Origin of the sequence: Mesorhizobium sp. Root554 (assembly GCF_001427025.1) — a bacterium.
GTDB lineage: Bacteria > Pseudomonadota > Alphaproteobacteria > Rhizobiales > Rhizobiaceae > Mesorhizobium.
The window spans coordinates 2,268,247-2,291,229 of record NZ_LMGA01000001.1 but is presented as its reverse complement, the minus strand read 5'-3'; the positions used below and the strand labels follow the sequence as shown (position 1 = coordinate 2,291,229).

26 protein-coding genes and 1 tRNA gene are annotated in these 22,983 nt (G+C 62.3%); 14 read left to right on the top strand and 13 right to left on the bottom strand.

Annotated elements, in window-relative coordinates:
* Positions 1–15 precede the first annotated feature (15 nt).
* Positions 16–915: a ribokinase gene (locus tag ASD44_RS11190; RefSeq protein ID WP_056111746.1), complete on the bottom strand. Its 900-nt coding sequence runs from the start codon at positions 913–915 to the stop codon at positions 16–18.
* Between the two features lie 237 nt (positions 916–1,152).
* Between ASD44_RS11190 and ASD44_RS11185 the strand changes: the two genes are divergently transcribed.
* Positions 1,153–2,064, top strand: a complete 912-nt coding sequence (locus ASD44_RS11185; protein ID WP_056111743.1) for an EamA family transporter — start codon at positions 1,153–1,155, stop codon at positions 2,062–2,064.
* Here the strand turns inward: ASD44_RS11185 and ASD44_RS11180 are convergent.
* Together ASD44_RS11180 and ASD44_RS11175 are read right to left on the bottom strand one after the other, a co-directional pair.
* A complete protein-coding gene (locus ASD44_RS11180) occupies positions 2,018–2,902 on the bottom strand; it encodes a bifunctional helix-turn-helix domain-containing protein/methylated-DNA--[protein]-cysteine S-methyltransferase (protein ID WP_156459917.1) in 885 nt (294 codons plus the stop codon). The two genes, ASD44_RS11185 and ASD44_RS11180, sit on opposite strands and share 47 nt — an antisense overlap.
* 145 nt (positions 2,903–3,047) lie before the next feature.
* On the bottom strand, positions 3,048–3,542 hold the full coding sequence (locus tag ASD44_RS11175) for a DUF2244 domain-containing protein (protein WP_056111741.1): 495 nt from the start codon (positions 3,540–3,542) through the stop codon (positions 3,048–3,050).
* Between the two features lie 22 nt (positions 3,543–3,564).
* Here ASD44_RS11175 and nth point away from each other — a divergent pair, with 22 nt between their 5' ends.
* The gene (nth, locus tag ASD44_RS11170) at positions 3,565–4,359 is read left to right on the top strand and encodes an endonuclease III (RefSeq protein WP_056111737.1); all 795 of its coding nucleotides are present in this window, start codon (positions 3,565–3,567) and stop codon (positions 4,357–4,359) included.
* 26 nt (positions 4,360–4,385) lie between these two features.
* Here the strand turns inward: nth and ASD44_RS11165 are convergent, their stop codons facing one another.
* Positions 4,386–4,841 (bottom strand): DUF2214 family protein, encoded by a 456-nt coding sequence (locus tag ASD44_RS11165; RefSeq protein WP_056111734.1) that lies wholly within the window; start codon positions 4,839–4,841, stop codon positions 4,386–4,388.
* A 245-nt stretch (positions 4,842–5,086) separates the two neighbouring features.
* Here ASD44_RS11165 and ASD44_RS11160 point away from each other — a divergent pair, with 245 nt between their 5' ends.
* Positions 5,087–5,623: a GNAT family N-acetyltransferase gene (locus tag ASD44_RS11160; protein ID WP_056111732.1), complete on the top strand. Its 537-nt coding sequence runs from the start codon at positions 5,087–5,089 to the stop codon at positions 5,621–5,623.
* Positions 5,624–5,721: 98 nt separating this feature from the next.
* A complete protein-coding gene (locus ASD44_RS11155; RefSeq protein WP_156459830.1) occupies positions 5,722–6,804 on the top strand; it encodes an OmpA family protein in 1,083 nt (360 codons plus the stop codon).
* A gap of 20 nt (positions 6,805–6,824) precedes the next feature.
* Here the strand turns inward: ASD44_RS11155 and ASD44_RS11150 are convergent, their stop codons facing one another.
* Positions 6,825–7,607, bottom strand: coding sequence for an IclR family transcriptional regulator (locus ASD44_RS11150; protein ID WP_056111726.1), 783 nt, complete (start codon positions 7,605–7,607; stop codon positions 6,825–6,827).
* 174 nt (positions 7,608–7,781) lie between these two features.
* Here ASD44_RS11150 and ASD44_RS11145 point away from each other — a divergent pair, with 174 nt between their 5' ends.
* From ASD44_RS11145 to ASD44_RS11125, 5 genes are all read left to right on the top strand, one after another.
* Positions 7,782–8,759, top strand: a complete 978-nt coding sequence (locus tag ASD44_RS11145; RefSeq protein WP_056111722.1) for a tripartite tricarboxylate transporter substrate-binding protein — start codon at positions 7,782–7,784, stop codon at positions 8,757–8,759.
* 126 nt (positions 8,760–8,885) lie between these two features.
* On the top strand, positions 8,886–9,422 hold the full coding sequence (locus ASD44_RS11140) for a tripartite tricarboxylate transporter TctB family protein (RefSeq protein WP_056111720.1): 537 nt from the start codon (positions 8,886–8,888) through the stop codon (positions 9,420–9,422).
* Between the two features lie 4 nt (positions 9,423–9,426).
* Entirely contained in the window at positions 9,427–10,950 is a 1,524-nt protein-coding gene (locus ASD44_RS11135; RefSeq protein ID WP_056111719.1) for a tripartite tricarboxylate transporter permease, read from the top strand.
* A 15-nt stretch (positions 10,951–10,965) separates the two neighbouring features.
* Positions 10,966–12,150, top strand: a complete 1,185-nt coding sequence (locus tag ASD44_RS11130; protein ID WP_056111716.1) for a CoA transferase — start codon at positions 10,966–10,968, stop codon at positions 12,148–12,150.
* The gene (locus ASD44_RS11125; protein WP_056111713.1) at positions 12,147–12,980 is read left to right on the top strand and encodes a citryl-CoA lyase; all 834 of its coding nucleotides are present in this window, start codon (positions 12,147–12,149) and stop codon (positions 12,978–12,980) included. The genes ASD44_RS11130 and ASD44_RS11125 overlap by 4 nt, the downstream gene beginning before the upstream one ends.
* A 21-nt stretch (positions 12,981–13,001) precedes the next feature.
* On the opposite strand, the gene ASD44_RS11120 is transcribed toward ASD44_RS11125, so the two are convergent.
* On the bottom strand, positions 13,002–13,463 hold the full coding sequence (locus ASD44_RS11120) for an NUDIX hydrolase (RefSeq protein WP_056115937.1): 462 nt from the start codon (positions 13,461–13,463) through the stop codon (positions 13,002–13,004).
* Positions 13,464–13,577: 114 nt separating this feature from the next.
* Between ASD44_RS11120 and ASD44_RS18390 the strand changes: the two genes are divergently transcribed.
* The gene (locus ASD44_RS18390; protein ID WP_156459829.1) at positions 13,578–13,841 is read left to right on the top strand and encodes a hypothetical protein; all 264 of its coding nucleotides are present in this window, start codon (positions 13,578–13,580) and stop codon (positions 13,839–13,841) included.
* Between the two features lie 228 nt (positions 13,842–14,069).
* Here ASD44_RS18390 and ASD44_RS18170 read toward each other — a convergent pair whose 3' ends face one another.
* The 6 genes from ASD44_RS18170 to ASD44_RS11090 form a co-directional block, all read right to left on the bottom strand.
* Positions 14,070–14,243, bottom strand: coding sequence for a Flp family type IVb pilin (locus tag ASD44_RS18170; protein WP_082542450.1), 174 nt, complete (start codon positions 14,241–14,243; stop codon positions 14,070–14,072).
* Between the two features lie 250 nt (positions 14,244–14,493).
* The gene (locus tag ASD44_RS11110; protein WP_056111708.1) at positions 14,494–15,420 is read right to left on the bottom strand and encodes a phosphatase PAP2 family protein; all 927 of its coding nucleotides are present in this window, start codon (positions 15,418–15,420) and stop codon (positions 14,494–14,496) included.
* A gap of 372 nt (positions 15,421–15,792) precedes the next feature.
* Entirely contained in the window at positions 15,793–16,836 is a 1,044-nt protein-coding gene (locus ASD44_RS11105; protein ID WP_056111705.1) for a hypothetical protein, read from the bottom strand.
* Positions 16,837–17,027: 191 nt separating this feature from the next.
* On the bottom strand, positions 17,028–18,398 hold the full coding sequence (locus ASD44_RS11100) for a hypothetical protein (RefSeq protein WP_056111702.1): 1,371 nt from the start codon (positions 18,396–18,398) through the stop codon (positions 17,028–17,030).
* 111 nt (positions 18,399–18,509) lie between these two features.
* The gene (locus ASD44_RS11095) at positions 18,510–18,770 is read right to left on the bottom strand and encodes a hypothetical protein (RefSeq protein ID WP_056111699.1); all 261 of its coding nucleotides are present in this window, start codon (positions 18,768–18,770) and stop codon (positions 18,510–18,512) included.
* Between the two features lie 106 nt (positions 18,771–18,876).
* Positions 18,877–19,086 carry a cold-shock protein gene (locus tag ASD44_RS11090; RefSeq protein WP_056115934.1) on the bottom strand — a complete coding sequence of 70 codons (210 nt, stop codon included), beginning with the start codon at positions 19,084–19,086 and terminating at the stop codon, positions 18,877–18,879.
* 826 nt (positions 19,087–19,912) lie between these two features.
* On the opposite strand from ASD44_RS11090, the gene ASD44_RS11085 reads away from it, so the two are divergent.
* Positions 19,913–20,947 (top strand): PAS domain S-box protein, encoded by a 1,035-nt coding sequence (locus ASD44_RS11085; protein WP_056111695.1) that lies wholly within the window; start codon positions 19,913–19,915, stop codon positions 20,945–20,947.
* Between the two features lie 94 nt (positions 20,948–21,041).
* Positions 21,042–21,272, top strand: coding sequence for a hypothetical protein (locus ASD44_RS11080; protein ID WP_056111690.1), 231 nt, complete (start codon positions 21,042–21,044; stop codon positions 21,270–21,272).
* A 10-nt stretch (positions 21,273–21,282) separates the two neighbouring features.
* On the opposite strand, the gene ASD44_RS11075 is transcribed toward ASD44_RS11080, so the two are convergent.
* Positions 21,283–21,372 (bottom strand) — tRNA-Ser (locus ASD44_RS11075).
* A 460-nt stretch (positions 21,373–21,832) separates the two neighbouring features.
* Here ASD44_RS11075 and ASD44_RS11070 point away from each other — a divergent pair.
* Both ASD44_RS11070 and msrA read left to right on the top strand, forming a co-directional pair.
* Positions 21,833–22,156, top strand: coding sequence for a hypothetical protein (locus tag ASD44_RS11070; RefSeq protein ID WP_056111688.1), 324 nt, complete (start codon positions 21,833–21,835; stop codon positions 22,154–22,156).
* Between the two features lie 35 nt (positions 22,157–22,191).
* Positions 22,192–22,869 carry a peptide-methionine (S)-S-oxide reductase MsrA gene (gene msrA / locus ASD44_RS11065; protein ID WP_056111684.1) on the top strand — a complete coding sequence of 226 codons (678 nt, stop codon included), beginning with the start codon at positions 22,192–22,194 and terminating at the stop codon, positions 22,867–22,869.
* The last annotated feature ends 114 nt before the right edge of the window (positions 22,870–22,983 follow it).

Genomic DNA, 22,983 nt, shown 5'->3' with positions numbered 1-22,983 from the left:
GGGTCATTTGACTCTTCAGCCGGCAAGGGCGGCGTCGACCTCGGCCTTGAGCGGAATGGCCGGTTGCGCCCCAGGCTTCAGGCAGGCCAGCGAACCGGCCGCGGCCGCGCGCCAAAGCGCCTCTTCGAGCGGCAGCGCGGCCGCGATACCGGCCGCCAGATAGCCGCAGAAGGTGTCGCCCGCCCCGACTGTATCGACTGGCTTGATGGCGAGCGCCGGAACCTGCAGAAAACCCTCCGGCGTCGCGGCCATGACGCCATCGCCGCCAAGCGTCAGTACGATGGTGTGGCCAGTCTTCTGGACGAAGGCTTTCATCCTTGCCTGCCGGTCGCGGCCGGAAAGCGAAAGCGCCTCCGTGTAAAGATCGAATTCGGTTTCGTTGGCGACGATATAATCGGCCTTCGCCAGCATGCCCGCCGCTTCGGCGCGGAAGGGAGCGGTGTTGAGGATGGTGACGGCGCCGGCCTTCTTCGCCGCGTCGAGCGCCGCATCCACGGTCGCCAACGGGATTTCGTGCTGCAGCAGTACGATGTCGCCCTTTTTCAGGAAGGCCTTCGAAAGGTCCCCCGGCACGACCGATCCGTTGGCGCCGGGCACGATGGCGATCATGTTCTCGCCGTCGCCGCCGACGAGAATGAGCGCGGTTCCGGTCGAGGCGAAGGTTTCGCCGACGCCCGAAAGATCGATCATGCCACCTTTCAGCAGTGCCAGCGCTTCGGAAGCGAAGTTGTCCTTGCCGACCGCCCCGACCATGCGCACCTGGCCGCCGGCCCGCGCCGCGGCCAGCGCCTGGTTGGCGCCCTTGCCGCCGGGCGCGGTGGAAAAGCCGCTGCCGGGCACTGTTTCGCCGGCTCCCGGCAGACGGTCGACCGTGGCGATCAGGTCCAGATTGATCGAGCCGATGACGATGATCATGAAAGCCTCCCAGAATTTTCCGGGAAGCTAACCATTGCCGGCAGGAATGGAAATACGAAACGTCGATGAGTTTTCGCCAATTGCTGCGATCTCGATGACGCGGCCTATGCCGTGCAGGTCGGGCCGCTGGTCCATAGGACAGGCCGGTATCGTGCCTGTCGCGCGGCCTATGCCTGCGCTAAGGTGAAAAGTACAATGGTTTCAGCTATTTGATTTACCCGTAAGATGGATTGAACGATGCGCCTGCGCCATCTCCTGCTTGCCCTGGTCGTGGTCGCCATATGGGGCGTCAACTTCGCCATCATCAAGCTTGGCCTGCGCCAGGTATCGCCGCTGGGGCTCGGGGTGGCGCGGTTCTTCCTCGCGGCTTTTCCGTGGGTATTCTTCATCCGGCGTCCGGACGTGCCGTTGCGGCTGCTGGCGGGCTATGGACTGATGATCTTCGCCCTGCAGTTCGGGCTGCTGTTCACCGGCATGAAGATCGGCATGAGCGCCGGCCTTGCCTCGCTGATCCTGCAATTGCAGGTGTTCTTCACCATCGGGCTTTCGGTGGTGCTGCTCGGGGAGCGGCCGAGCGTATGGCAGATCTCCGGCGCGCTGCTGGCGTTCTGCGGCGTCGGGCTGGTCGCCGCGCATGTCGGCGGCGAGGTGACGCTGGCGGGGCTGGCGCTGCTGATCGGCGCGGCGGCGGCCTGGGGCGGTGGCAACGTGGTCTCGAAGCGTATTTCGCAGACCAACGCCTCGGTCAATGTTCTCGGGCTGGTGGTGTGGGGCAGCCTGATCGCGCTGCCGCCGCTGCTCATCGTGGCGCTGGTGCTGGAGCGGGAGACCTTCCTCGACAGCTTCACCGGCCTTGACTGGGTTTCGGCCGGCTCGATCGCCTACATCGTCTATTTGTCGACGCTGTTCGGCTTCGCGGTATGGAGCCGCCTTCTTGGCCTCTATCCGGTTTCCACCGTCGCCCCGTTCACGCTTCTGGTGCCAGTCTTCGGCTTCCTGGGCTCGGCGGTCCTGCTCGGCGAACCCGTGCAGGACTGGAAGCTGATCGCGTCGGCGCTGGTGATCGCCGGGCTTTGCCTCAATTTGTTCGGGCCGCGCCTGTTCAAGCGGCGGGCGCCTGCAATTGACCCGCCTCCCAGCCAAGGATAGCGCGCTTGCGGGTCAGGCCCCAGTGGTAGCCGGTCAGCGCGCCGGACTTGCCGATGGCGCGATGGCACGGCACCACGAAGGACAGCGGATTGGCGCCGACGGCCGCACCGACCGCGCGGCTGGCCGTGGGCTGGCCGATGCGTTCGGCAATTGAGGAATAGGTGCAGGCCTTGCCCATCGGAATGCGCAGCAGGGCATCCCAGACGCGGAGCTGGAAATCGGTGCCGATCATGACGACGCGCAGCGGCTGGTCCGCCCGCCATTTGGCAGGGTCGAAAATGCGGGCGGCATAGGGCGCAGTCGCCGACATGTCCTCGACATAGTTGGCGTTCGGCCAACGGCCCGACATGTCGGCGAAGGCGGCGCGTTCGTCGCCGGCATCGTTGAAGGACAGGCCGGCGAGGCCGCGGTCCGTCACCATGACCAGTGCGACGCCGAAAGGCGAGATGTGGAAACCATAGCGGATCGTCAGGCCGGCGCCGCGGTTCTTGTAGTCGCCCGGCGACATCGCCTCGTGGGTGACGAACAGATCGTGCAGGCGTCCGGGGCCGGACATGCCGACCTCGAACGAGGTTTCGAGCAGCGGCATGCCGGAATCCAGCAGTTTGCGCGCATGGTCCAGCGTAACCGCCTGCAGGAAGGCCTTGGGCGACAGGCCGGCCCATCGGGTGAACAGCTTCTGCAGGCCGGTGGGGGTTTCGCCGACGGCTTCCGCCAGTTCTTCCAGCGAAGGTTGGTCGCGATAGTCGAGGCTGATCTTCTCGATGGCGCGGCGAACGACCTCGTAGTCGCTGCCTTCCGGCGTGACGTCGCGTTCAAGGGTGGGGACGGGCTTCATCGGCATGGCTTCAAGCATATCGGTTTTGGTCAAAGACATCTGGGCGTTCATGGCAATTACTCCTTGGCCCCGAATATCGCCATTGGCGGCGTCGCGAACCACCCGAAACCTGCCTTGATCGGGGATATGGGGCCGATGCCGCCGCCTACCGCATTTTCGCCGTCGCCAGCGCGCGAGAGAAGGCGGCGGCGAAGCTTTCGCGGTCATCGGGGTTAAGGAAGGTGCCGATCGGTACGGCCTTCCCCTGCGCCTCCACCCGCATGCCGGTGATGCCGATCTCCGAATGGCGGGCGATGGAAAAGCGCGTCCAGAACGGGTTGAAGCGATGCGCCTCTTCCTTGCCCGACGGTGCGACCTTGCGGATGTCGAGCGCCGTGCGCGACACCGAGACCTCCTCGCGGGCGCGGGCGGCGCGGTAGTTCAGCCGGAAAGCGACATAGACGGCCAGCACGTCTAAACCAAAGAAGCCGAACACCGGCCAGGCGCCGTGCGACAGCATGAAGACGCCGGTGACGGCCCAGCCGGACAGCAGAGCGCCCATCAGGACCATGAAGCCGGTGCGGCCCAGCGACCGGTGCGGGGTCAGCAAGGCGTGGAAAAAGGGTTGGTCGGCAGCCGCCGACGGGTTTGTCTCGCTCATATCCTGATATTATAGGAAGTCGATGCCCACACCCAAGCCCAAACAACGCCGCAGCTCCGAATCGGCCTCGCCAACCGGCATCAAAGCCAAGCCGAAATCGCGGCCGGCCAGGGCGTCGCGATCGCTCTACAGCGCGACGGAGGTGCGTGAGATCTTCCGCCGCTTTTCGGTGCAGCGGCCGGAACCGCGCGGCGAACTGGAGCATACCAACGCCTTCACGCTGCTGGTTGCGGTTGTGCTTTCGGCGCAGGCGACCGATGCCGGGGTGAACAAGGCGACACGGGCACTGTTCGAGGCCGCTGACACGCCGCACAAGATGCTGGCGCTGGGCGAGGCGAAGGTGGGCGACCATATCCGCACCATCGGCCTGTGGCGCGGCAAAGCGAGGAACGTCATCGCGTTGTCCGGGGCGCTGATCCGCGAGCACGACGGCAAGGTTCCCGATAGCCGCGACGCGCTGGTCAAACTGCCCGGCGTTGGCCGCAAGACCGCCAATGTCGTGCTCAACATGGCGTTCGGCCAGCCTACGATGGCGGTCGACACGCACATTTTCCGCATCGGCAACCGGATCGGCCTGGCGCCCGGCAAGACGCCCGAGCAGGTCGAGGCCGGGCTGGTGCGGATCATTCCCGACGAGTACATGCGCCATGCGCATCACTGGCTGATCCTGCACGGCCGCTATGTCTGCAAGGCGCGCAAGCCCGATTGTCCGATCTGCGTCATTGCCGATCTGTGCAAGGCGAAGGTGAAGACGACGAGCATTCCGGCGCCGCTGGTGGAAATTGCTTCACTGGGGCCGGTGGAGCCGGTGGATTAGCGAACCGCCCCTGCCAAAGACATTTCTTACAGTCCGTAGCCGCGGGCCATGGCAGCGGCGAAAATCGGGATGAGCAGGAAGATCGCCGCCTGGGCGCGGATGTAGCTCTTTACCGACGCCAGTTCGGCCGCCGGTACGGCGAAGGCGGGGTTTTGCCCGGCCTGGTTGTTCCATGAGATGAACCGCATTGTCGGGCCGATCGAAAGAAGGCCAACGACAAGGAACGCGATCATCTTGGCCCAGAACACCCAGTTGTAGATATAGAATTCCCAGCCCTTCAGTCCCCAGACCACGCGGCCGATGCCGACGACGATCACCAGCGCGGCGATCATGCCGTAGTGCCGGTCGATCCGCGCCAGCCGCCGTATGGTCGAGGCGGTCATCTCGTTGCGGATGAGCACGAACTCGGCGGCGATGATGCCGGCCAGCGAGAAAACCAGCAGGTGATGCAGGATGGCGAGGATCAGCTCGGTCTTGTCCATGGATTTCCCTTCGGTCCGGCCCTGAGATCTGGCCTGCGTGGGTGATTTGCGCCGAAGCTATCATCGTTAGCGGAAATTCCCATGGGCCAGCAGGACCGGTGTTGGGAGCGCATATCCGCTCCTGAATGACTGGGATACCCAAGCGTAAACGTTCCGCGGGCGTCGCTGTCACTGCGCCTGCCGCCATCTGTATCTTGCCGCTTTCGGTCACCTTGCTAGTGAGGAGACGAACAGGAACTGCATTCATGACCGAACGAAGGACGACCGCACCCATTCTTGAGACGGAACGCACCATCCTGCGGCCGCATAAGCCCGAGGATTTCGACGCCTATACCGCCATGGGCGCCGACCCGCTGGTGTTCCGCTTCATCGGCGGGCGGGCGCGGACGCGCGAGGAAAGCTGGCAGCGCCTGCTGCGCCACGCAGGCATGTGGTCGTTCATGGGCTTCGGCTATTGGGCGATCGAGGAAAAAAGCACGGACCGGTTTCTCGGCGAAGCCGGCTTTCATGAGTTGCGCCGCGCCATCGAGCCATCCTTCGAAGGAACCCCGGAAGCGGGCTGGGGACTTATTTCGGCCGCGCATGGGAAGGGGTTGGCGACGGAAGTGGTCAGCCGGTTTCTTGCCTGGGGCGACCAGGCGTTCGATGGCGGACGCACAGTTTGCATCGTCGAGCCGACGAACCCGGCTTCGCTCAAGGTGGCGCACAAATGCGGCTATCGTGAATATGGACGCGGACTCTACAACGAGCACACGATGATCGTGCTCGAACGCTTCGGCTGAAGGCCTCGCCGCCGATTATGGCCACCTATCTGCTTCAATTGGCGTGTGCTAGCGTGACTGCCGCAACTTCGGGGGGAACGATGCAAATAGTTTCAAGAATGCTTTCCTTCGCCGTCTGGATCGGTGTTGGAATGTCGCTCGCCATTCCTCTGGCGATCGCGGACGCCACCGTGCCGACAGCCGACATAGAGGGCGCTGCCGACAACGCGCTGGCCAAGCGCTATGATGGCTCGTTCATCGTTTCCTACGAAAAATCCGCTTACACCGATTTCACCATACCGCTCTCGCCCCTGAAGCCGAGCGAGGATGCAGACGCGCGCGATTCGATGAACAATCGTGTCTTCGCGCCCGACAAGAAAATCGAAGCGGAAGGCGCGCTGACACGCATCGCCTATGTGCTGCCCGACGGGCGTTCGCCGCTGGAAGTCTTGCGCAACTACGAGGATGTGATCGGGCAGGCGGGCGGCGAGGTGCTGTTCGAGTGCAAGAAGGAAGAATGCGGCGGCGCTGCCGACCGGTCGTCCGATGGCGGCGGCAACGACATGAGCCTGACGATGTATTTCTTCCATGCGTCGGACCTGAAGGATGCCGATTTCAGCAACGGCAAATGCGCCCTGACCTCAAGTATCAATGACCAGCGCTATGCTTCGGCCAAGGTGCCGCAGGATGGCGGCGACGCCTATGTCACCATCCAGACTTTTTCGCTGATCGACGACCTTTACTGCAAGGAACTCAACGGCCGCACCATTGCAGTCGTGCATGTGCTGGAGCCAAAGGCGCGCGACAAGAAGATGGTGGTGGTGGAAGCGGCGAAGATGGAGGAGTCGCTTTCGACGACCGGCTCGATTTCGCTCTACGGCATCTATTTCGATACCGACAAGGCAGAGATCAAACCGGAATCGGACCCGACCCTGAAGGAGATCGCCGCGCTGCTCGGCAAGGACCCCCAAATGGCGGTCATCGTTGTCGGCCACACCGACAATCAGGGAGCCTTCGATTACAATATAGACCTGTCTTCACGGCGGGCGCAGGCGGTCAAGGCGGCGCTCGCCTCGAAATATGGCATCGACGGCGGCAGGCTGACGGCCGCAGGAGCCGGGATGATGGCGCCGGTGGCTTCCAATGACAGTGAGGATGGGCGCGCCAAGAACCGCCGGGTTGTGCTGGTCAAGGCAAACTGAGCGAAAAACAGGCTGGTGCCCTAGCGGGCTGACTCGCGGCCATCCTGGGCTGTACCCAGCCCGCGCGCTGCGCGTTCGAACGCCGAGGCGTCACCGCCAAGGGCGGACGTCGCCCGGGCCGCACATTGCAGGATCAGTCCGCTCATGCGCTCCAGAAAGGCGCTGTCGACACGCGAACGCGGCCCGGCCAGGGTGAGCGCGCCGAGTAACGTATGATTGGGTCCGAAGACCGGCGCTGAAACCCCCGCCGTTTCGGGATCGCGCTCGCCGATTGAGATATGATGCATGGTTCTGCGGATGGTTTCGTATGGCTCGCCGTCGAAGCCCGAAAATGCCGCCAGCGTGCATCCTCCGGAGCCTATGGCGAGCGGCAGGATGTCGCCCTCGCGGACCGTGTAGCGGATCGGGTGCTTGGATTCGATGCGATACAGGCAGGTGCGGACATCGCCGGAACGGACATAGAAGGCGACGCTTTCGCGCGATTCGTCCGCCAGCATCCGCATGATCGGCAACAGCACATCCGTTGCCACCACCGAGCGCTGGTAGAGCGTTCCCAGCCGGAAGGCACCATAGCCGATGCGATAGCGTCCGTCCGGCAGCCGCTCCAGCAACTGTCCGCGCAGCAGCGAGCCGGCCAGCCGCAGTATGGTGCTCTTGTAGAGGCCGGTGCGCGCGGCGATCTCCGCCAGGCCGAGCGAAGCATCCGCAGGCGTGAAAGCTTCGAGAATAGCGACCGCCCGGTCGAGGGCAGCGACACCCTCGGCAGCTGGTTTTGCGCGCGCATCGCCACTCGGCGAATTCATCTCTACTCTCACTGCATGCAAGGGCCGGCGACGTTTTAATCCGGCGAATGAGTTCTGTCTAGCAGAACGCCGTTTCAGTTGACAGAACCAACACAAGTTTGCTTCAATTCCGCGAGCGGGGCTCCGGCCGCGTTTCTGGCGCACCGCAGGCGCCGACAATTGGGAGGATTACGGATGCTGAACAGACGAGAATTTCTGGCCGGTACGGCGATGGCCGGCGCGGCCGGCTTTGTGCTTGCGAATTCGGGCCTGGCTTTGGCCCAGAGCGCACCTCAGATCGCGCTTTTTGTGCCGGCCGCGCCCGGTGGCGGCTGGGACCAGACGGCCCGCACCATGGACCAGGTGCTGCGCAAGGAGAAGCTGATCTCCGGCTCGCAGATCACCAATGTTCCCGGAGCGGGCGGCGCTGTCGGCCTGCCGCAGTTCATCAACCAGTGGAAGGGCAAGGGTAACACGCTGATGGTGGCCGGCATGGTCATGGTCGGCGCCATCCTGACCAACAAGTCGCCCAACAACCTCACCCAGGTAACGCCGATCGCCCGCCTCACCGGCGAGTTCGAGGCGCTTGTCGTTCCGGCGGCCTCGCCCTTCAAGACGGCGCAGGATTTCGTCGCCGCGCTGAAGGCCGATCCGACCAAGGTGCCGGTTGCCGGCGGCTCGGCCGGCGGTTCGGACCATATCCTGTTCGGCCTCATTGCCAAGACGGCGGGCGTTCCGGCGACCAGCCTTTCCTATGTGCCGTTCGCGGGCGGCGGCGAAGCGCTGGCGGCGCTTCTCGGCAACCAGGTCGCGGCCGGCATTTCCGGCTATGGCGAGTTTGCCGAGCAGATCAAGGCTGGCGCGCTGCGGCTGCTGGCGGTCTCGTCCGGCGAGCGCCAGGAAGGCATCGATGCGCCGACGCTCAAGGAATCCGGCATTGACGTCGAGCTGTTCAACTGGCGCGGGGTGTTCGCCCCGCCGGACATTTCGGAAGATGACAAGAAGTCACTGATCACCCTGGTCGAAGCCATGGCCAAGAGCGAAGCCTGGGCGACCGAGTGCAAGAACCGCAACTGGACGTCGATCCTGATGACCGGCGACGACTACACAAAGTTCGTTGCCGACGACACCGCTCGCATCGAGGCGATTCTCAAGGATCTCGGTCTCGCATAGCGTTTTCAACGAGGGGCAGCGCGCGCTGCCCCTCGCTTGAAATGTCGCAATCCGGCATGGACAGCCGGATCGCCGGCGGCGACGATGCCGGACACAATAACGGGCAGCCATGTTGGGAGGACGGACATGAGCATCAGCGACGAGGACGGCGCGCACCCGCGTGTCGCAATGCCGGAACTGCTGCTGGGCATTGGCTTCCTGGCCTGCGCCGGAGCGGTTTTGTGGCAGACCCTGGCGATCCCGGTTTCGCCCCTCTATTCGAAAGTCGGCCCCAAGGTTTTCCCGTACATCACCTTCGGCGGAATGCTCATTCTGGCCCTGCTGCTGATCCTGTCGGCTGTGCGCGGCGGCTGGCAGCAGGAAGAAGAAAAGGAAACGCCGACCGACTGGCGGTCGATGAGCTTCGTCGTTGCGGGGCTGGTCGCCAATCTGGTCCTGATCCAGCCCCTGGGCTTCACCGCAGCATCCGTGGTGATGTTCACGCTCGTCTGCTACGGCTTCGGCAGCCGGCGTCCCATCCGTGACGCCCTGCTCGGCCTGGTGCTGGCGCTGGCCGCATATTTCGGTTTCGCCAAGGCGCTCGGCGTCAATATCGGGGCGGGCATCATCGAGAACCAGCTCAATGCCGCCATCGCGGCCCTTACCGGCACGATCGGAGGCTGACGTCATGGACACTTTGACCCAGCTCGGACATGGCTTTGCCGTCGCCTTCACCCCCGTCAATCTTCTGTGGTGCCTGCTCGGCACGACGCTTGGCACCGCCATCGGCGTGCTGCCGGGTCTCGGGCCGGCGCTGACCATCGCGTTGCTTTTGCCGATCACCTATCAGGTGGCGCCGGAAGCCTCGTTCATTCTTTTCGCCGGCATTTACTACGGCGCCATGTATGGCGGCTCGACGACCTCGATCCTGCTCAACACGCCCGGCGAAAGCGCGACCATCGTCACGGCGCTGGAAGGCAACAAGATGGCCCGGTCGGGCCGTGGCGGCGCGGCGCTGGCCACTTCAGCCATCGGCTCGTTCGTGGCGGGAACCCTCGGAACGCTCGGCGTCGCCTTTCTTGCCCCGGTGGTCGTCAAGTTCGCGCTGGCCTTCGGCCCGGCGGAATATTTTTCGCTGATGGTGCTGGCCTTCATCACGGTTTCCGCCGTGCTCGGCTCATCCGCGGTGCGAGGCCTGAGCAGCCTGTTTCTCGGCTTCGTGATCGGCATGATCGGCGTCGATCTGCAGACCGGTCAGCCGCGCTTCACCTTCGGCATGACGGAGCTGCTGGATGGCGTTGACGTCATCATCGCGGCGGTCGGCCTGTTCGCCGTCGGCGAAACGCTTTACGTCGCTTCCCGACGCTATTCGGGCAAGGACGAGATCGTGCCGCTGCGCGGCTCGCTCTACATGACGGCGCAGGAATGGAGCCGCTCATGGAAGGCCTGGATCAGGGGGGCGCTCATCGGCTTCCCGATCGGCGCCATGCCCGCCGGCGGCGCCGAAATACCGACCTTCCTGTCCTACGCGATCGAAAAGAAGCTTTCCAAGCACAAGGAAGAGTTCGGCACGGTGGGCGCCATCGAGGGGGTTGCCGGCCCGGAAGCCGCCAACAACGCCTCGGCCGCCGGCGTGCTGGTGCCGATGCTGACGCTCGGCCTGCCGACATCGGCGACGGCGGCGATCATGCTGTCGGCGTTCCAGAGTTACGGCATCAATCCCGGTCCACTGCTCCTGACGACCCAGTCCAATCTGGTGTGGGGCCTTATCGCGAGCCTGTTCATCGCGAACGTCATCCTTGTCATCCTCAACCTGCCGCTGATCGGCCTGTGGGTTCGCCTGTTGAAGATCCCGGCGCCGCAGCTCTATGCCGGCATCCTCGTTTTCTCGACCGTCGGCACCTACGGTATCTCGCAATCGCCGATCGATCTCATCGTGCTCTATCTCTTGGGCGGCGTCGGCTTCCTGATGCGCCGCTTCGACTTCCCGACGGCGCCTGTCATCATCGGCATGATCCTCGGTCCGCTGGCGGAGGCGCAGTTCCGCCGCGCCATGACCATTTCCAACGGCGACTGGACGGTGTTCTATACGCATCCCTTGTCGCTGACGCTGTTGATCCTCGCCTTCATCGGCCTGGCCGGGCCGTTCATCTGGGGCTACGTCGAGCGCCGCCGTCTCAAGGGCCAGGAGGCTATACCCGGCGATGCGTGAGGTGCCGCTATAATCATGACAGACCTGCTTTCCGGTATTCGCGTTCTCGACCTGACCAATGTTCTTGCCGGCCCGTACTGTGCTTATCAGCTCGCCCTGCTGGGGGCCGACGTCATCAAGGTCGAAGCGCCGTCCGGTGGCGATCTGGCACGGCAGCTCGGTGCGTCAGCGGAGCTCAACGCGGCTGGCATGGGGGCATCGTTCCTGGCGCAGAACGCCGGCAAACGCTCTGTCGTACTCGACCTCAAGAAAGAAGACGACAAGCAGCGGTTTCTCGATCTGGTGGCGACTGCCGACGCTTTGATCGAGAATTTCCGTCCGGGCGTGATGGCGCGGCTGGGGCTTGGTTTTGACGAACTAAAAAAGGTGCGGCCAAGCCTCGTCTACTGCGCCATTTCCGGATTCGGACAGACCGGCCCGATGCGGAACAATCCCGCTTACGACCAGATCATCCAGGGCCTGTCCGGGATCATGAGCATCACCGGTACCCCGGAAACAGCGCCGTTGCGCGTCGGTTATCCGGTGGCCGATACGCTGGGCGGGCTGGTGGGCGCCTTCGCCATCGCGTCCGCTCTGGTTCGGCAAAAGACGACGGGCGAGGGGGCATTTCTCGACGTCTCCATGCTGGAATGCACGCTTTCGGCGCTGGGCTGGCCGGTTTCCAATTATCTGACAGCGGGTATCGAACCCCAGGCCATGGGCAACGAGAACATGACGGCGGCGCCCTCCGGCACGTTCCGGACCGGCGAGGGGCTGCTCAACATCGCCGCCAACAAGCAGGAACAGTTCGTGACCCTATGCGGATTGATCGACCGTCCGGAACTGGCGCGGGACGACCGCTTTGCCGAACGCGAGACGCGCAAGCGAAACCGCATGGAATTGAAGGACCTGATTGAAGAAGCGCTCGCAAGGGATACTGCCGCTGCGTGGGAGGAACGGTTCAACCGGGCCGGCGTACCGGCCGGCCGCGTGCTGACCATTCCGCAGGCGCTTGCCGAGCCGCAGATCGCCGGCCGCCACATGGCGGTCCGCTTTAACGAGACGGCCGAGCTCGGACGGCCTTTGACTGTTGTACGCGGCGGTTTCCTGGTCGATGGCGAGCCGCCGCTGCCGCTGCGGTCGCCGCCATCGCTTGGGCAGCATACGAAGGAAATTCTTGCCTCCCTGCCGGCGCGCTCCAAAGCGGAGGCCGGCTCATGAGCGAACGGGACAAGACCGGCCGCGAACGCGGCGAGGAATGGTGGCAGACCGAAATCATCGAGATGGCGCCGGGCATGATCAGGCTGCGCGGCTATGAGATCCAGGACCTGATCGGCCGTGTGTCCTTCCCGGCCACGATCTGGCTGATGCTGCGCGGCGAATTGCCGAGCGAGGACCAGGCAGCGCTGCTCGGCATTGCGCTGGGCGCCGCTGTCGACCACGGGCCACAGGCGCCGTCCATCGCCATCGCCCGTATGGCCGCGACATGCGGCGTCGGCATCAACAGCGCCATGGCGTCAGCCATCAACGTGCTGGGCGATGTGCATGGCGGGGCTGGCGAACAGGCGCTGGAATTCTATGGCGACATCGCCGTGGCGATGGACGGGGGCGATGCGCTGGAAGTTGCCGTGTCGGCGCGCCTAGAGCGCTTCCTCAACCAGGACAAAGGCTATGTGCCGGGTTTCGGCCACCGTTTCCATCCAGTCGATCCACGCGCGCCGCGGCTGCTGGAGTTGACGCGGGAATTCGCCTCGCGGGGCGTCATCGGGGGGCGGTTCGCCGACATTGCCGAGGCGCTGGAAGCGGAGATCGCCCGCCGCAAGGGCAAGCGCATTCCGCTCAATATCGACGGCGCGACCGCCGTCATCTATGGCGAGCTGGGTTTTCCGCCGCACCTGACGCGCGGCCTGTTTGTGCTGTCAAGGTCGGTTGGCATCCTCGCTCATGCCTGGGAGCAGACCCAGCAGGGCGGCCGCAACAAGGGGCCGTTGCCGCGCGAATGGCTCTGGGCTTATACGGGGACAGCGCCGCGCCCCCTGCCAGAGAGCTAGGGCTACACCGGTTCGACGGGTTCAGGATGCTGTCGGCCCCTTGAGCGATGTCACAAGCGTTGCGAGATCCGGTTCGTCGATGAGCAAGGCTGCGTCGGCCGGCGTGAGCCAAGCGCGCTGCCGTTTCTTCTTTTCCTGCCAGTTGGCGAGTTCCTCGCTCACCTCGAGCAGGTAGACAACAACATTCACCCGCACGAAGCGTGTCGAAAGGCGCTTCCAGTAGGAATAGGTGCCGGCCGGCTCCTTCAGTGTCTTGCCGACAACGCCGGCTTCCTGCTCGGCCTCGATCGTTGCTGCCTTGCGGCCGCTCTTGCCTTTCATAGGCCAGCCCTTGGGCACGATGAAGCGCTTCGTCTCGCGCGAGGTGACAAGCATCACTTCGAGGCCGCCATCGGCATCGAGCCGGAACGGCACGGCGGCCACCTGACGGACGGTTTCGCCCTTCCTCGCCTTGCGGATCGCTTTTTTCTTCGTAACAACCATTCGTTTTTCGCCCGGCAGGCTTCCGTTCATTCCACGCGCGGCAACAGATAACCGATTCTTCCATGAATTTTATCACGGAAGATAATAGACGGCTAAATAAGCGGCGACTCGGTTTTGGCCAGTATCCGGCCAGGACTAGCGGCAGGTTGTGACGGTACGGTTTCCGTAGATCTGAACCTGGCAGCCGGGCTTGAGGCGTGGCACTTCTTGCCTGGGCTGTGGCTGCGGGATGATCAGCCGGTCCTGTTCGCGCTGCATCTGCTGCATCTGCTGGTATTGCTGGCGCTGCAACCTGTTCTGGGCAGCCTGGAGATCGCCGGGCGTATTAAGCCCGGTATTGCCAGAGCCGATTTCGACCGCGGACGCTTCCAGGGCTGAAACCGCCAGCACGGCACACGCCGCCGCGACGATACAGCCTACAAGTCGGCGCGTGGCGGTCTTCGTACTCGATCTCAGTGTCATCCGGTCAATATAGGGTGCCCTTGCCGCAGTTCCATATCCGGCGCTGCTTGCTGGCGCTGGAGAATCATCCGCTGCAGCTGAACGCAAAAGGGCCGCCCGGAGGCGGCCCTTTCGGTGTCTTGGCTGGGCGCGTTGCCCAGTGAATTACTTGGCGGTGCTCAGCGTCGTGGAGATCTTGGTGAACTTCGCGGCGAGCTGGGTGCCGACAGCGGAGGCGCCGGTGATGATCGCCAGAGCGATGAGGGCGGCGATCAGGCCGTATTCGATGGCCGTTGCACCCGATTCGTCCTTGTAGAAACGCGAAAGAAGCTTCGTCATGGTTGTGTTCCTTTAAGCCCGGTTGTGACAGTCGTGGACGGTTTCTTGTTGAACCGTGGCTCATATTGCGAGGGATCGATTGCGGTTGCGTTAAGCGAAATAGTAAACGAAGCGTTGAGACAGGATTTGCTTAACGAAAGGACAATTTTCATTCGCATTTTAAGTATTCGTCAGACCTGGACTTACAACCGAAAGAATACGGTAGCCGGAGCAATGTCTTGAAGGGCGTTGAATGCAGGCGGCGGATCGGTCAGGCCGGCGCCCGGCTTCGCGCCGGGCCTGCCCGGACCATGGCCCGCGCCACCAGCAAGGACAAAAGAAAGACCGCCATTCCCGCGGGTATGTCGACGAGATAGTGGCCGCCATGCACGACGACGGCAGGCAGGATCATGAGATTGACGATGACAAGCGGTGGAAACAGCCAGCCTATAGGGCGGGCGTAGTAGACGGCGGCGCAAGCCAGTACGGTATGGAAGGAAGGGAAGGCGATGAGGCCGCGGAAATCGTTCGGACTTAAGAAGGGAGTGCCGTTCTCGATGACCGAGGTTACGTAGGCCCCGTATTCCGGTCCGAGGATCGGCCGTGCTTTCGCCAGCATATCCTGCGGCAAAGCATAGAGGGCGCTGGGGCCGGTGGTGGGAAAAAGGCCCCAGAAGGCGACGGTGACGAGGGCGGCGACCGTTACTGTCACGAGAAGCCCATGCAGGTCGGCGAGGCGGCCCGTAAGCCCCAGTACGACGACCAGCAGGGCGATCTGCGGCAAGGTCGACATATAGGCGATCCGCATGATCTCGTTGAGGATCGGGTGTGCCGCGCCGAATGCAATGGCCACCGGCCAGCTGAAGCCGAGCGCGGCATCGAGGCCGTTTACCCAATGATCGATCGTCGGTCTGCCATTGGGCAAAAGCAGGTAGTTGAACAACGATGTCGCCCCGGTGAAGGCGATGAAGAGGCCGGCGCAGGTCGTGGCCGCACCAATGCCTTCGCTTCGATCAAGTTGCCGGTAGATGTAGCCCACGGCGATCAGCAGGGCGGCAAGACCGAGGATCATCGCATAGGCGGCGGCATCGAGCGTCGAGCCGCGCGCCAGGACGAGGGCGATATCAATGAAGCTCACTACCAGCGTGACGGTCAGCATGAAAAATTCAGCCGGGTGAAGCAGCGTCTTCGAGAGCATGGCCCGTTCTGGCACGACAAAGCTGATAATTCGCTAACCATCAGCTTCCGTTCAGCCAACCAAACACGCGACTTGCGGCGCTTTGCGGTTCTGCGCCAGCAAGCGGATCAAACTCATGCTCCGGCAGCAGGAACAGCCGCGAGCCAGATATGAACGGCCAGAGAGGTTGGCCGGCGCCGCCGGTGGGAGGTTGCCTGAACGGCGCCGGCCGGGCGGAAATCAGGTCCGCCGCCCGTGTACAATAGCAGAAGCGGGACGGAATGTTATAAGTTGATGACCTAGGGGAAGATTATCCCGTCCTTTTTTACGCAGCTGTCGATCGAATTCCCAACGTTCAGTGTTCTTTGCTTGGACGATTGTCTGGTGGTCCGTTCAATCCGATTTGATACGGTAGAGTGTAGTGGTGGGGAGAGAGTCTGCACCGTAGACGCGCTTTTCCCAGTCGTAATCCTGTTGGTTGGCATCCTTGGTGAGACGGCCGGCGAAATAGTCGTCGAACAAGGCCAGCAGCGACCTTGACTTCGGCATGACCGGATTGGCGTCCTGTTCGCGCACGCAGGCGCGGATCAATTCGTCCACGGTGTCCAACGCTTTTGGCGTGAAAGCCTTTTGCGCCGCCTCGTTGGAAATATCGCCGAGAAGCAGGGAAAGGCATGTCTGGCTGAGTTGCCTGTACCTTTCAGGCCAGGCGGTGATGCACTTGGTCACCCATTTTGGGTTGGTGTTGGTGTCGAGCGTCAGCAAAGACAGCGACCATGAAAAGCTCTCCAGGACGATCCTGGAGAACAGCGCCGCCATCAGAAAATCGCCGGCTTCCCAGGAGCCGGCGGCGTCGTTCATCTCGACATAGGTCGGGCATTTGTAGCGGTACGAAATGAAGCAGAATTTCGAGCGGATTTCCTGGCCAAGAAGGCTTTCGAAAAGTTCTGGGTTGGCAAGGCATTCGCCCTGCAGCAGCTTTCCCAGAAAAACGAAAGGGGTGTAGCCGAAATCCGCCGTGTCGTAGCCGCGCATGTAGTCAACCGTTGCGGCTGCCCTGGCAAACACCTCCTCGACGCGGTCACGCAGCTTTTCCACCTGCGATGTCGTCAAAAAGGTTATGTGAACCGGGCCCAACCCGCCATTGCTGTATTTGAACACTTCCTTGACCTGCGAGTCAGGGGCGGTGTCGTCGTCTCGTTCGGCTACTGTGCCGTCCGGAGCGACGGTTACATGGAAATCATATTGTTTCAGGTCCATCTCATGCGCCAGCGGCAGGGTTTCGCCGATCACATAGACGTCGAGATCGGAACGGCTGTTGCCGAAACCGGTGACCAGGCTTCCTGCGATGACGACCGTCTGGTCGGGCCGATGCTTGTAAAGTTCGGCCAGCCGGGCCGATGCGGATTTTCCCAATGGCGACAGGCGATTCAGCATTCCAAAATCCTTCCCTCATCTCAGGACTTAGAATTCAGCGGCAAAAAAAGGACGATACCGCATTTTGAGATTATTTCTTTGCGCGGCTAAATCAATGCCGGGCTAGTAGCCAGGGACTGCCGTCGGCTGGGTTCTTGCCCGATCAGCGCCGGCCGCGGTTTTCGACCGTCTCTCGCCGTGACCGGACTGCACTAGAGCGCGAGTTCGCGCAGGATCGTCTGCACCATGTTGAGATGATGGCCGGAAAGCTCGCCCTTTCCATCCAGGGCAATCGGTTCGGCAAAGAAAAGGCTGCCGATTTCATCCTCGTGCTCCACGGACGAGCCGGGTGGAGCCTCGGGGATGAAATAGGCGGTGCCCGGCGCGATGCGGAACGGGCACTCGATCCGGTTGCCGAGGAATTCTCCCGACGCCATATCCCACAAGCCCCGCTGCGGCAGCCTGGTTGCGATTTTGGCCTGCTCCTTGTTGCGCACGATGAGGTGCGAGAAATTTCTTGGCGGCCGCGGCGATGTCGCTTCGTTGATTGCCTCGACGGGAATGGCTCCCGATTTCCCCTGCATTTCCAGCAGATGAAACACCGTCATCGGCGGCACGCCCATCGACAGCATTATCGGGTTTGAAATGGTGGCGGCGGCCGTAACCCGTGGGTTGATCTCGCCGAAGAAAAGCGCCCCGGTGTCGAGGTCCAGGAGCAGGTCGATACCGAAATAGCCGCGAAAGCCGGTGCGATAGATGGCGCCGCCGATGGCGTTGGCGTAGCGGCGCGCCCGACCGCAGACGTCGTCGTCGATATCGGCGTCAGGAACCTCGTTGCCGCACCATCCGCCCTTGCGCGTCGTCAGCGCGGCAAGGCCTATCGTATCGACGAGCGCCGGCCCGACGATGGTTCCGGCGGCGGTTGCGCACGCCTCCACCGTCAGCGACCGGCATCGCAGGCGCCGCAGCACCCGCACGTCTCCAACCGGCTCTCCAGGTTTAAAGCAGCGGTCCCAGTCCCGCTGCGAGGAAATGAAGAACGTGCCTTCGCCGGAACAGCCGAAAGGCAATTGGACGACAAGGTCCTCGCCAAGCATGGCGCCGGCCTCGCGCGCCTCGTCATAGCTTCGCGGCGCAAGGACGACGCCGGGGACGTTGGGGACGCCGCAGGACTGCGCCAGAGCCATGCCGGTTATCTTGCTGTCAGTCCGGCGATAAACATCATAGGGGACATTGGCGAACGCCAGGCCGAGCTGGCTTGCCAGATATCCGGTCTGCTCGTCATGCTCCAGGCAAAAACCAAGGCCACCGGCCGGCTCATCGGCGAAGAAACGCCTGGTTTCGTCAGCGGCCATCAGCGCGTTTGTGATCAGCGCAAAGCCCGATCCGGATGCAGCGGCGTCGGCTGGAAAGAAGTGACGATCCGGCCGGGCGTGGGGTTCGGTGCGGACGAGGCTTACATAGCGCAAAGCCTCGATGTACCCATCGAGGCCCAGTTGAACGTAGTCGGTATTTCCGAAGTAGTAGGCGGCGCGGTCACAGGCATCGAGCATCGGCTGAAACGTCGAGTCGATTTTGTACATGCGCGCAACGCTGCCGTTACTGTTGCCACGGACCGTTCTACGGCAGCATCCTAATTCTATAAGCCGGCGTCAGACAAGAGCGGCGTCCGCTCCTTTCAGCGCAAAGCGATCTCAGGTGGAGGCCAGCTTCGCGGCAGCCGCTTTCGGCTTGGCCTTGGCCTTGGCTTTCACTTTTGGCTTGGCCTTCGGCTCGGGAGCCGGCTCCAGAGCCTCCTGCGCGAGCCGCGCCTTGCGCAGCCTCTCGGTCTTGGCGTCGCGAAGGGCGACTTCGCTGCCGATGATGGTACGCGCCGCGCGTGTGGTGGCGTCACCCTTGGCTTCAGCGGTTGTCGGTTTGGGCTTGAAAATGCCCTCTGCAAGAGCGTCCTTCATGGGCTTTCTCCTGATAAGAAAAAGGCCGGGTAAAACCCGACCTTCTCGAAGCCTCTACTGCCAGTGCCAGTACATCCGTGGTCAAAGGCTGGAGGCAAGCGGTTTGCTAGACTTCCTGCAAATTCTCGGCCGAGCTGCGCCCGGTCTTGCGGTCGGCGACGATTTCGAAGCCGATCTTCTGGCCCTCGACGAGCCCGCGAAGACCGGCGCGTTCGACGGCGGAAACATGCACGAAGACGTCCGGCGAGCCGTTGTCCTGCTGAATGAAGCCGAAGCCCTTGGTCGAGTTAAAGAACTTTACGGTTCCAGTATCCATCAAAAAAATCCTTTCAATTGCATAGATTTTCGGCGCCTGGCGGAAAGCCAAACGTCACACTCTTCGAAATTGATGGGAAAGATCGGATGAACGCCGCAGCGACAAAACAAGCTCAACAAGCAAGATCGATTTTGCAAATATAATGTAACAGGGCCACAATGACAAGGCGATCGCCGCAAAATCCTTGCCGCCCGCGCGCAGGGAGGGTCCGCATCGCGTGCGTTTTTCCGGCCGGCACAAGCGAAAACCCCGGCCTGAGCCGGGGTTCAAACTTCAGATCAGAACAGCCACACCCAAACCCTGGTGCGATAACAGCGGGTGATGCGGCGGCCATGACGCCAGTATCTGCGGCAGACCCGTCTCCAGACCCGCCGCCGGCGACGCCTCGGCCGATGGTGACCGGGCCTATGATTGATGAGCTCAGGGCTCGCCTCCAGTTCGGTGTCGAGAAAGTCCGGCGTGGACGTTTCAAGTTCGTCCAGGATTCCGTTGCCGCCCGGTACGCCGGCGAGAGCATTTGTCGGTCGGACCACGCTGGCAACGGCGGCTGTCGCGGCAAAGCCGAGCATTCCCGTCAGAAATAGTCTTCGATCCATCGAAACCTCCTATCCAGTGACCAGGAAGCGAATTTCATCACGAAGGCGGGCGGAAGTCGATAATTGTTTGCGGACGCAACTCGCAATATGCCCGAAAGGCGTGCGCCTTACGCTGGATCGCGATGCACCGACCCGCGCGCGGGTTTCCTCACGCGGGCGCCGGCTGCGCCCGGCTTTGAAAAGCAGGAAATTCCGCTGGCTGCCCGTAATCGCCATGCTAGATATGGCGTATGGGCAAAATAGTGGGCATTCATCACAATCAACTTTCGGAAGAGACGGCGGCCCGGCTCGCGGCCATCGTCGACTCTTCCTTCGACGCGATCATAAGCAAGGACATCAACGGCATCATCGAGAGCTGGAATGCTGCGGCGGAGCGGCTTTTCGGCTATTTGCCGAGCGAGGCGATCGGCCAGCCGGTGCTGATGCTGATCCCGGAAAACCGGTATGACGAAGAGGCCGATATCATAAGCCGCATCCGGCGCGGCGAGCGGGTCGAGACGTTCGAAACCATGCGGCTGCGGAAGGATGGCGTCCTGATCCCGGTTTCGCTGACGGTTTCACCGATCAAGAATTCGCGTGGCGAAATCATCGGCGCTTCCAAGATCGCCCGCGACATTTCGGCTTTAAAAGAAAGCGAAAGGAAGATCCGTCTTTTGCTCCGCGAGGTAAACCACCGGGTCAAGAACCAGTTCGCGGTCCTTCTTTCCATGATCCGGGAAACGCGGAGGCGCACCGACGATCCCGAGGAGTTCGAGTTTCTGATACGGGAGCGCATCATTGCGCTTTCCAAATCGCACGATCTTCTGGTGTCTTCCGAATGGGTGGGAGCCAGCGTCTTTGATCTGGTCGAAGAACACCTCAAGCCATTTGGCCATGAGGAGCAGGTTACGCTTTCCGGTCCCATGCTGACGCTTTTGCCGAATTCGGTGCAATATCTTGGCATGGCGTTCCACGAATTGGCGACGAATTCCACAAAATATGGCGCATTGTCCGGCAATGCAGGGCGCATAACGGTAAGCTGGCAGGTTGGCGTTGGAGCATCGGGAGAGCGCGAATTCAGTCTAGCTTGGGAGGAAACCTCGGTTCCCAAGCCCGGTAAAGGCAATTCCCGTGGTTTCGGTACGGTCGTTCTCCAGCGTGTGGCGCCGCAATCGGTGGATGGAACGGCGATATATGAGCGCCAGGCCGGTTTCGTGCGATGGGTGCTGACGGCACCCGCATCATCGGCGCTGGTTTCTCCGGATTTTGATTCCGACGGTTCCTGAACCCGGAGGGCTGCCGGACGATGGGTTCCGATCAGGAACCAAATTGCCTCGTACCTGATTTAAGTGACGCATTCCGCCAGATACGGACGATAGTATGCCGCGTTACTTTTTCCACGTCAGCCATGGCTCTCCGGAGATCAGAGACACGATAGGCACCGTTCTCACGGACGAAAAGCATGCGTGGGACGAAGCAACACGGGCCTGCGGAGAAATGATTTCCGAATTGGATGGTCAATTGTCCATCGGCACCGACTGGTGCATGGAGGTCGATGACGCCAAAGGGCCGGTCTTCGAAATACGGTTCGGCGCAAAAAAACTTCGGTAGCAAGCACAGATGGCGGAGAGAGCGGGATTCGAACCCGCGTTACGGTCTCCCGTAAACACACTTTCCAGGCGTGCGCCTTCAACCACTCGGCCACCTCTCCGTCCTTTGCGCTCGACACGGCCGGTTTCGCCGCGCGGGTCGGGAATGCGCATTCCGGTGGAAATCAGTCCCGGAAGCCGGGACATGGGGCCGCCCTTGACCTATGGGGCGGACCTTTCCTGCGCCTTGGCCACCGAAGTGGCGGGCGCGGGGCTGATCTAGTCGATCCGGCGCGGAATGCCAAGACATAATGGCGCCACCGCGAGTTCTTTCCTGCGCTCGGGCATCCGTGCAGGCTTGCAACGCCGGTCCGACAGCTTTGGCGCGAGGCTGGCGCATTCGACATGGCGTCGAAAACGGTCGATGTCACGGCGTCGCATCTGATGGTTCACGATCAAACCCGGCTCAAATCCGTGTGTCCGCATTGCGCTAGCGCTGTTCACGCCATATTTGTTGTCGGATGAAGAGATGCCGGCCGCCAAGCCTTTCAGGGCGATGGCTGGCGAAGACCGGAAGGCCGGATGATCCGTTTCCTGTTCCGTTTCGCGGCGATGCTGTCGCTGGCCGTTTCCGTCATCATGGCGGTGCTCGATACGACGCGGTCGGTCGTGGCCTCGCAGATTGTGATGACACCGCTGAGAACCAGCTGGAATTCGGTATCGCCGGACACCCTGGTCTCGTTCGAGACCTTTGTCCGCGGCAAGCTGCATCCGCTCGCCTGGGACATGGGTCTGAGCTGGGTTATCGATCAACCCGGCTTCATCCTTTTCGCGCTGCTGGCGTTTCTGCTCTATTGTGTCGGCTACAGGCGGCAGCCGCTTGCCGGCAGATATGCCATCGGCTGACCGTGGATTCCTGAAAACGGGAAGGAGATTTGCGCATGTTTTTTCTCGGCGACCTCTTGAACAAGAAAGTGACGATGCCGAAGCCTGAGCAAGCGTTGCCCGGACGGGACAAACCGATCCCGACTGCTGCCAAACACCATGTCTCGAAGCGGCCGCTCAAGGGCCCTTATCCCGATGGGCTGGAGACGGCCATGTTCGGGCTCGGCTGCTTCTGGGGCGCGGAGCGGCTGTTCTGGCAGACCGAAGGCGTCTGGGTGACGGCGGTCGGCTATGCCGGCGGCATCACGCCAAACCCGACCTATCAGGAAACCTGCACCGGCCTGACCGGCCATGCCGAGGTCGTGCTCGTCGTGTTCGATCCGAAGATCGTCTCCTATGCCGACCTTTTGAAGCTGTTCTGGGAAAGCCATGATCCGACGCAGGGCATGCGCCAGGGCAACGATGTCGGCACCACCTATCGTTCGGCGATCTACACCTTTGGTGAGGGGCAGCAGCAGGCGGCGATCGCTTCGCGCGATGCCTACGACGCGTCGCTGAAAGGCGCCGGCCGCGGCAAGATCACCACCGAGATCGCGCCCGCTCCGGAGTTCTATTTCGCCGAGGAGGACCACCAGCAGTATCTGGCCAAGAATCCCTACGGGTACTGCAATCTGAGGGGCACCGGCGTCGCCTGCGCCATACCTTCCGCGGCTTCGGCTGCCGCGAACGCCTGACCCGCGACGCGCGCACCGCAACCCATAACCATGGCGCTGCCATACCGCGCCATGGTTTTCCAAAAGGTCAAAATTCCGCGTGAATTTTGTTTCCGGCCATGCAAGATTGGCCGT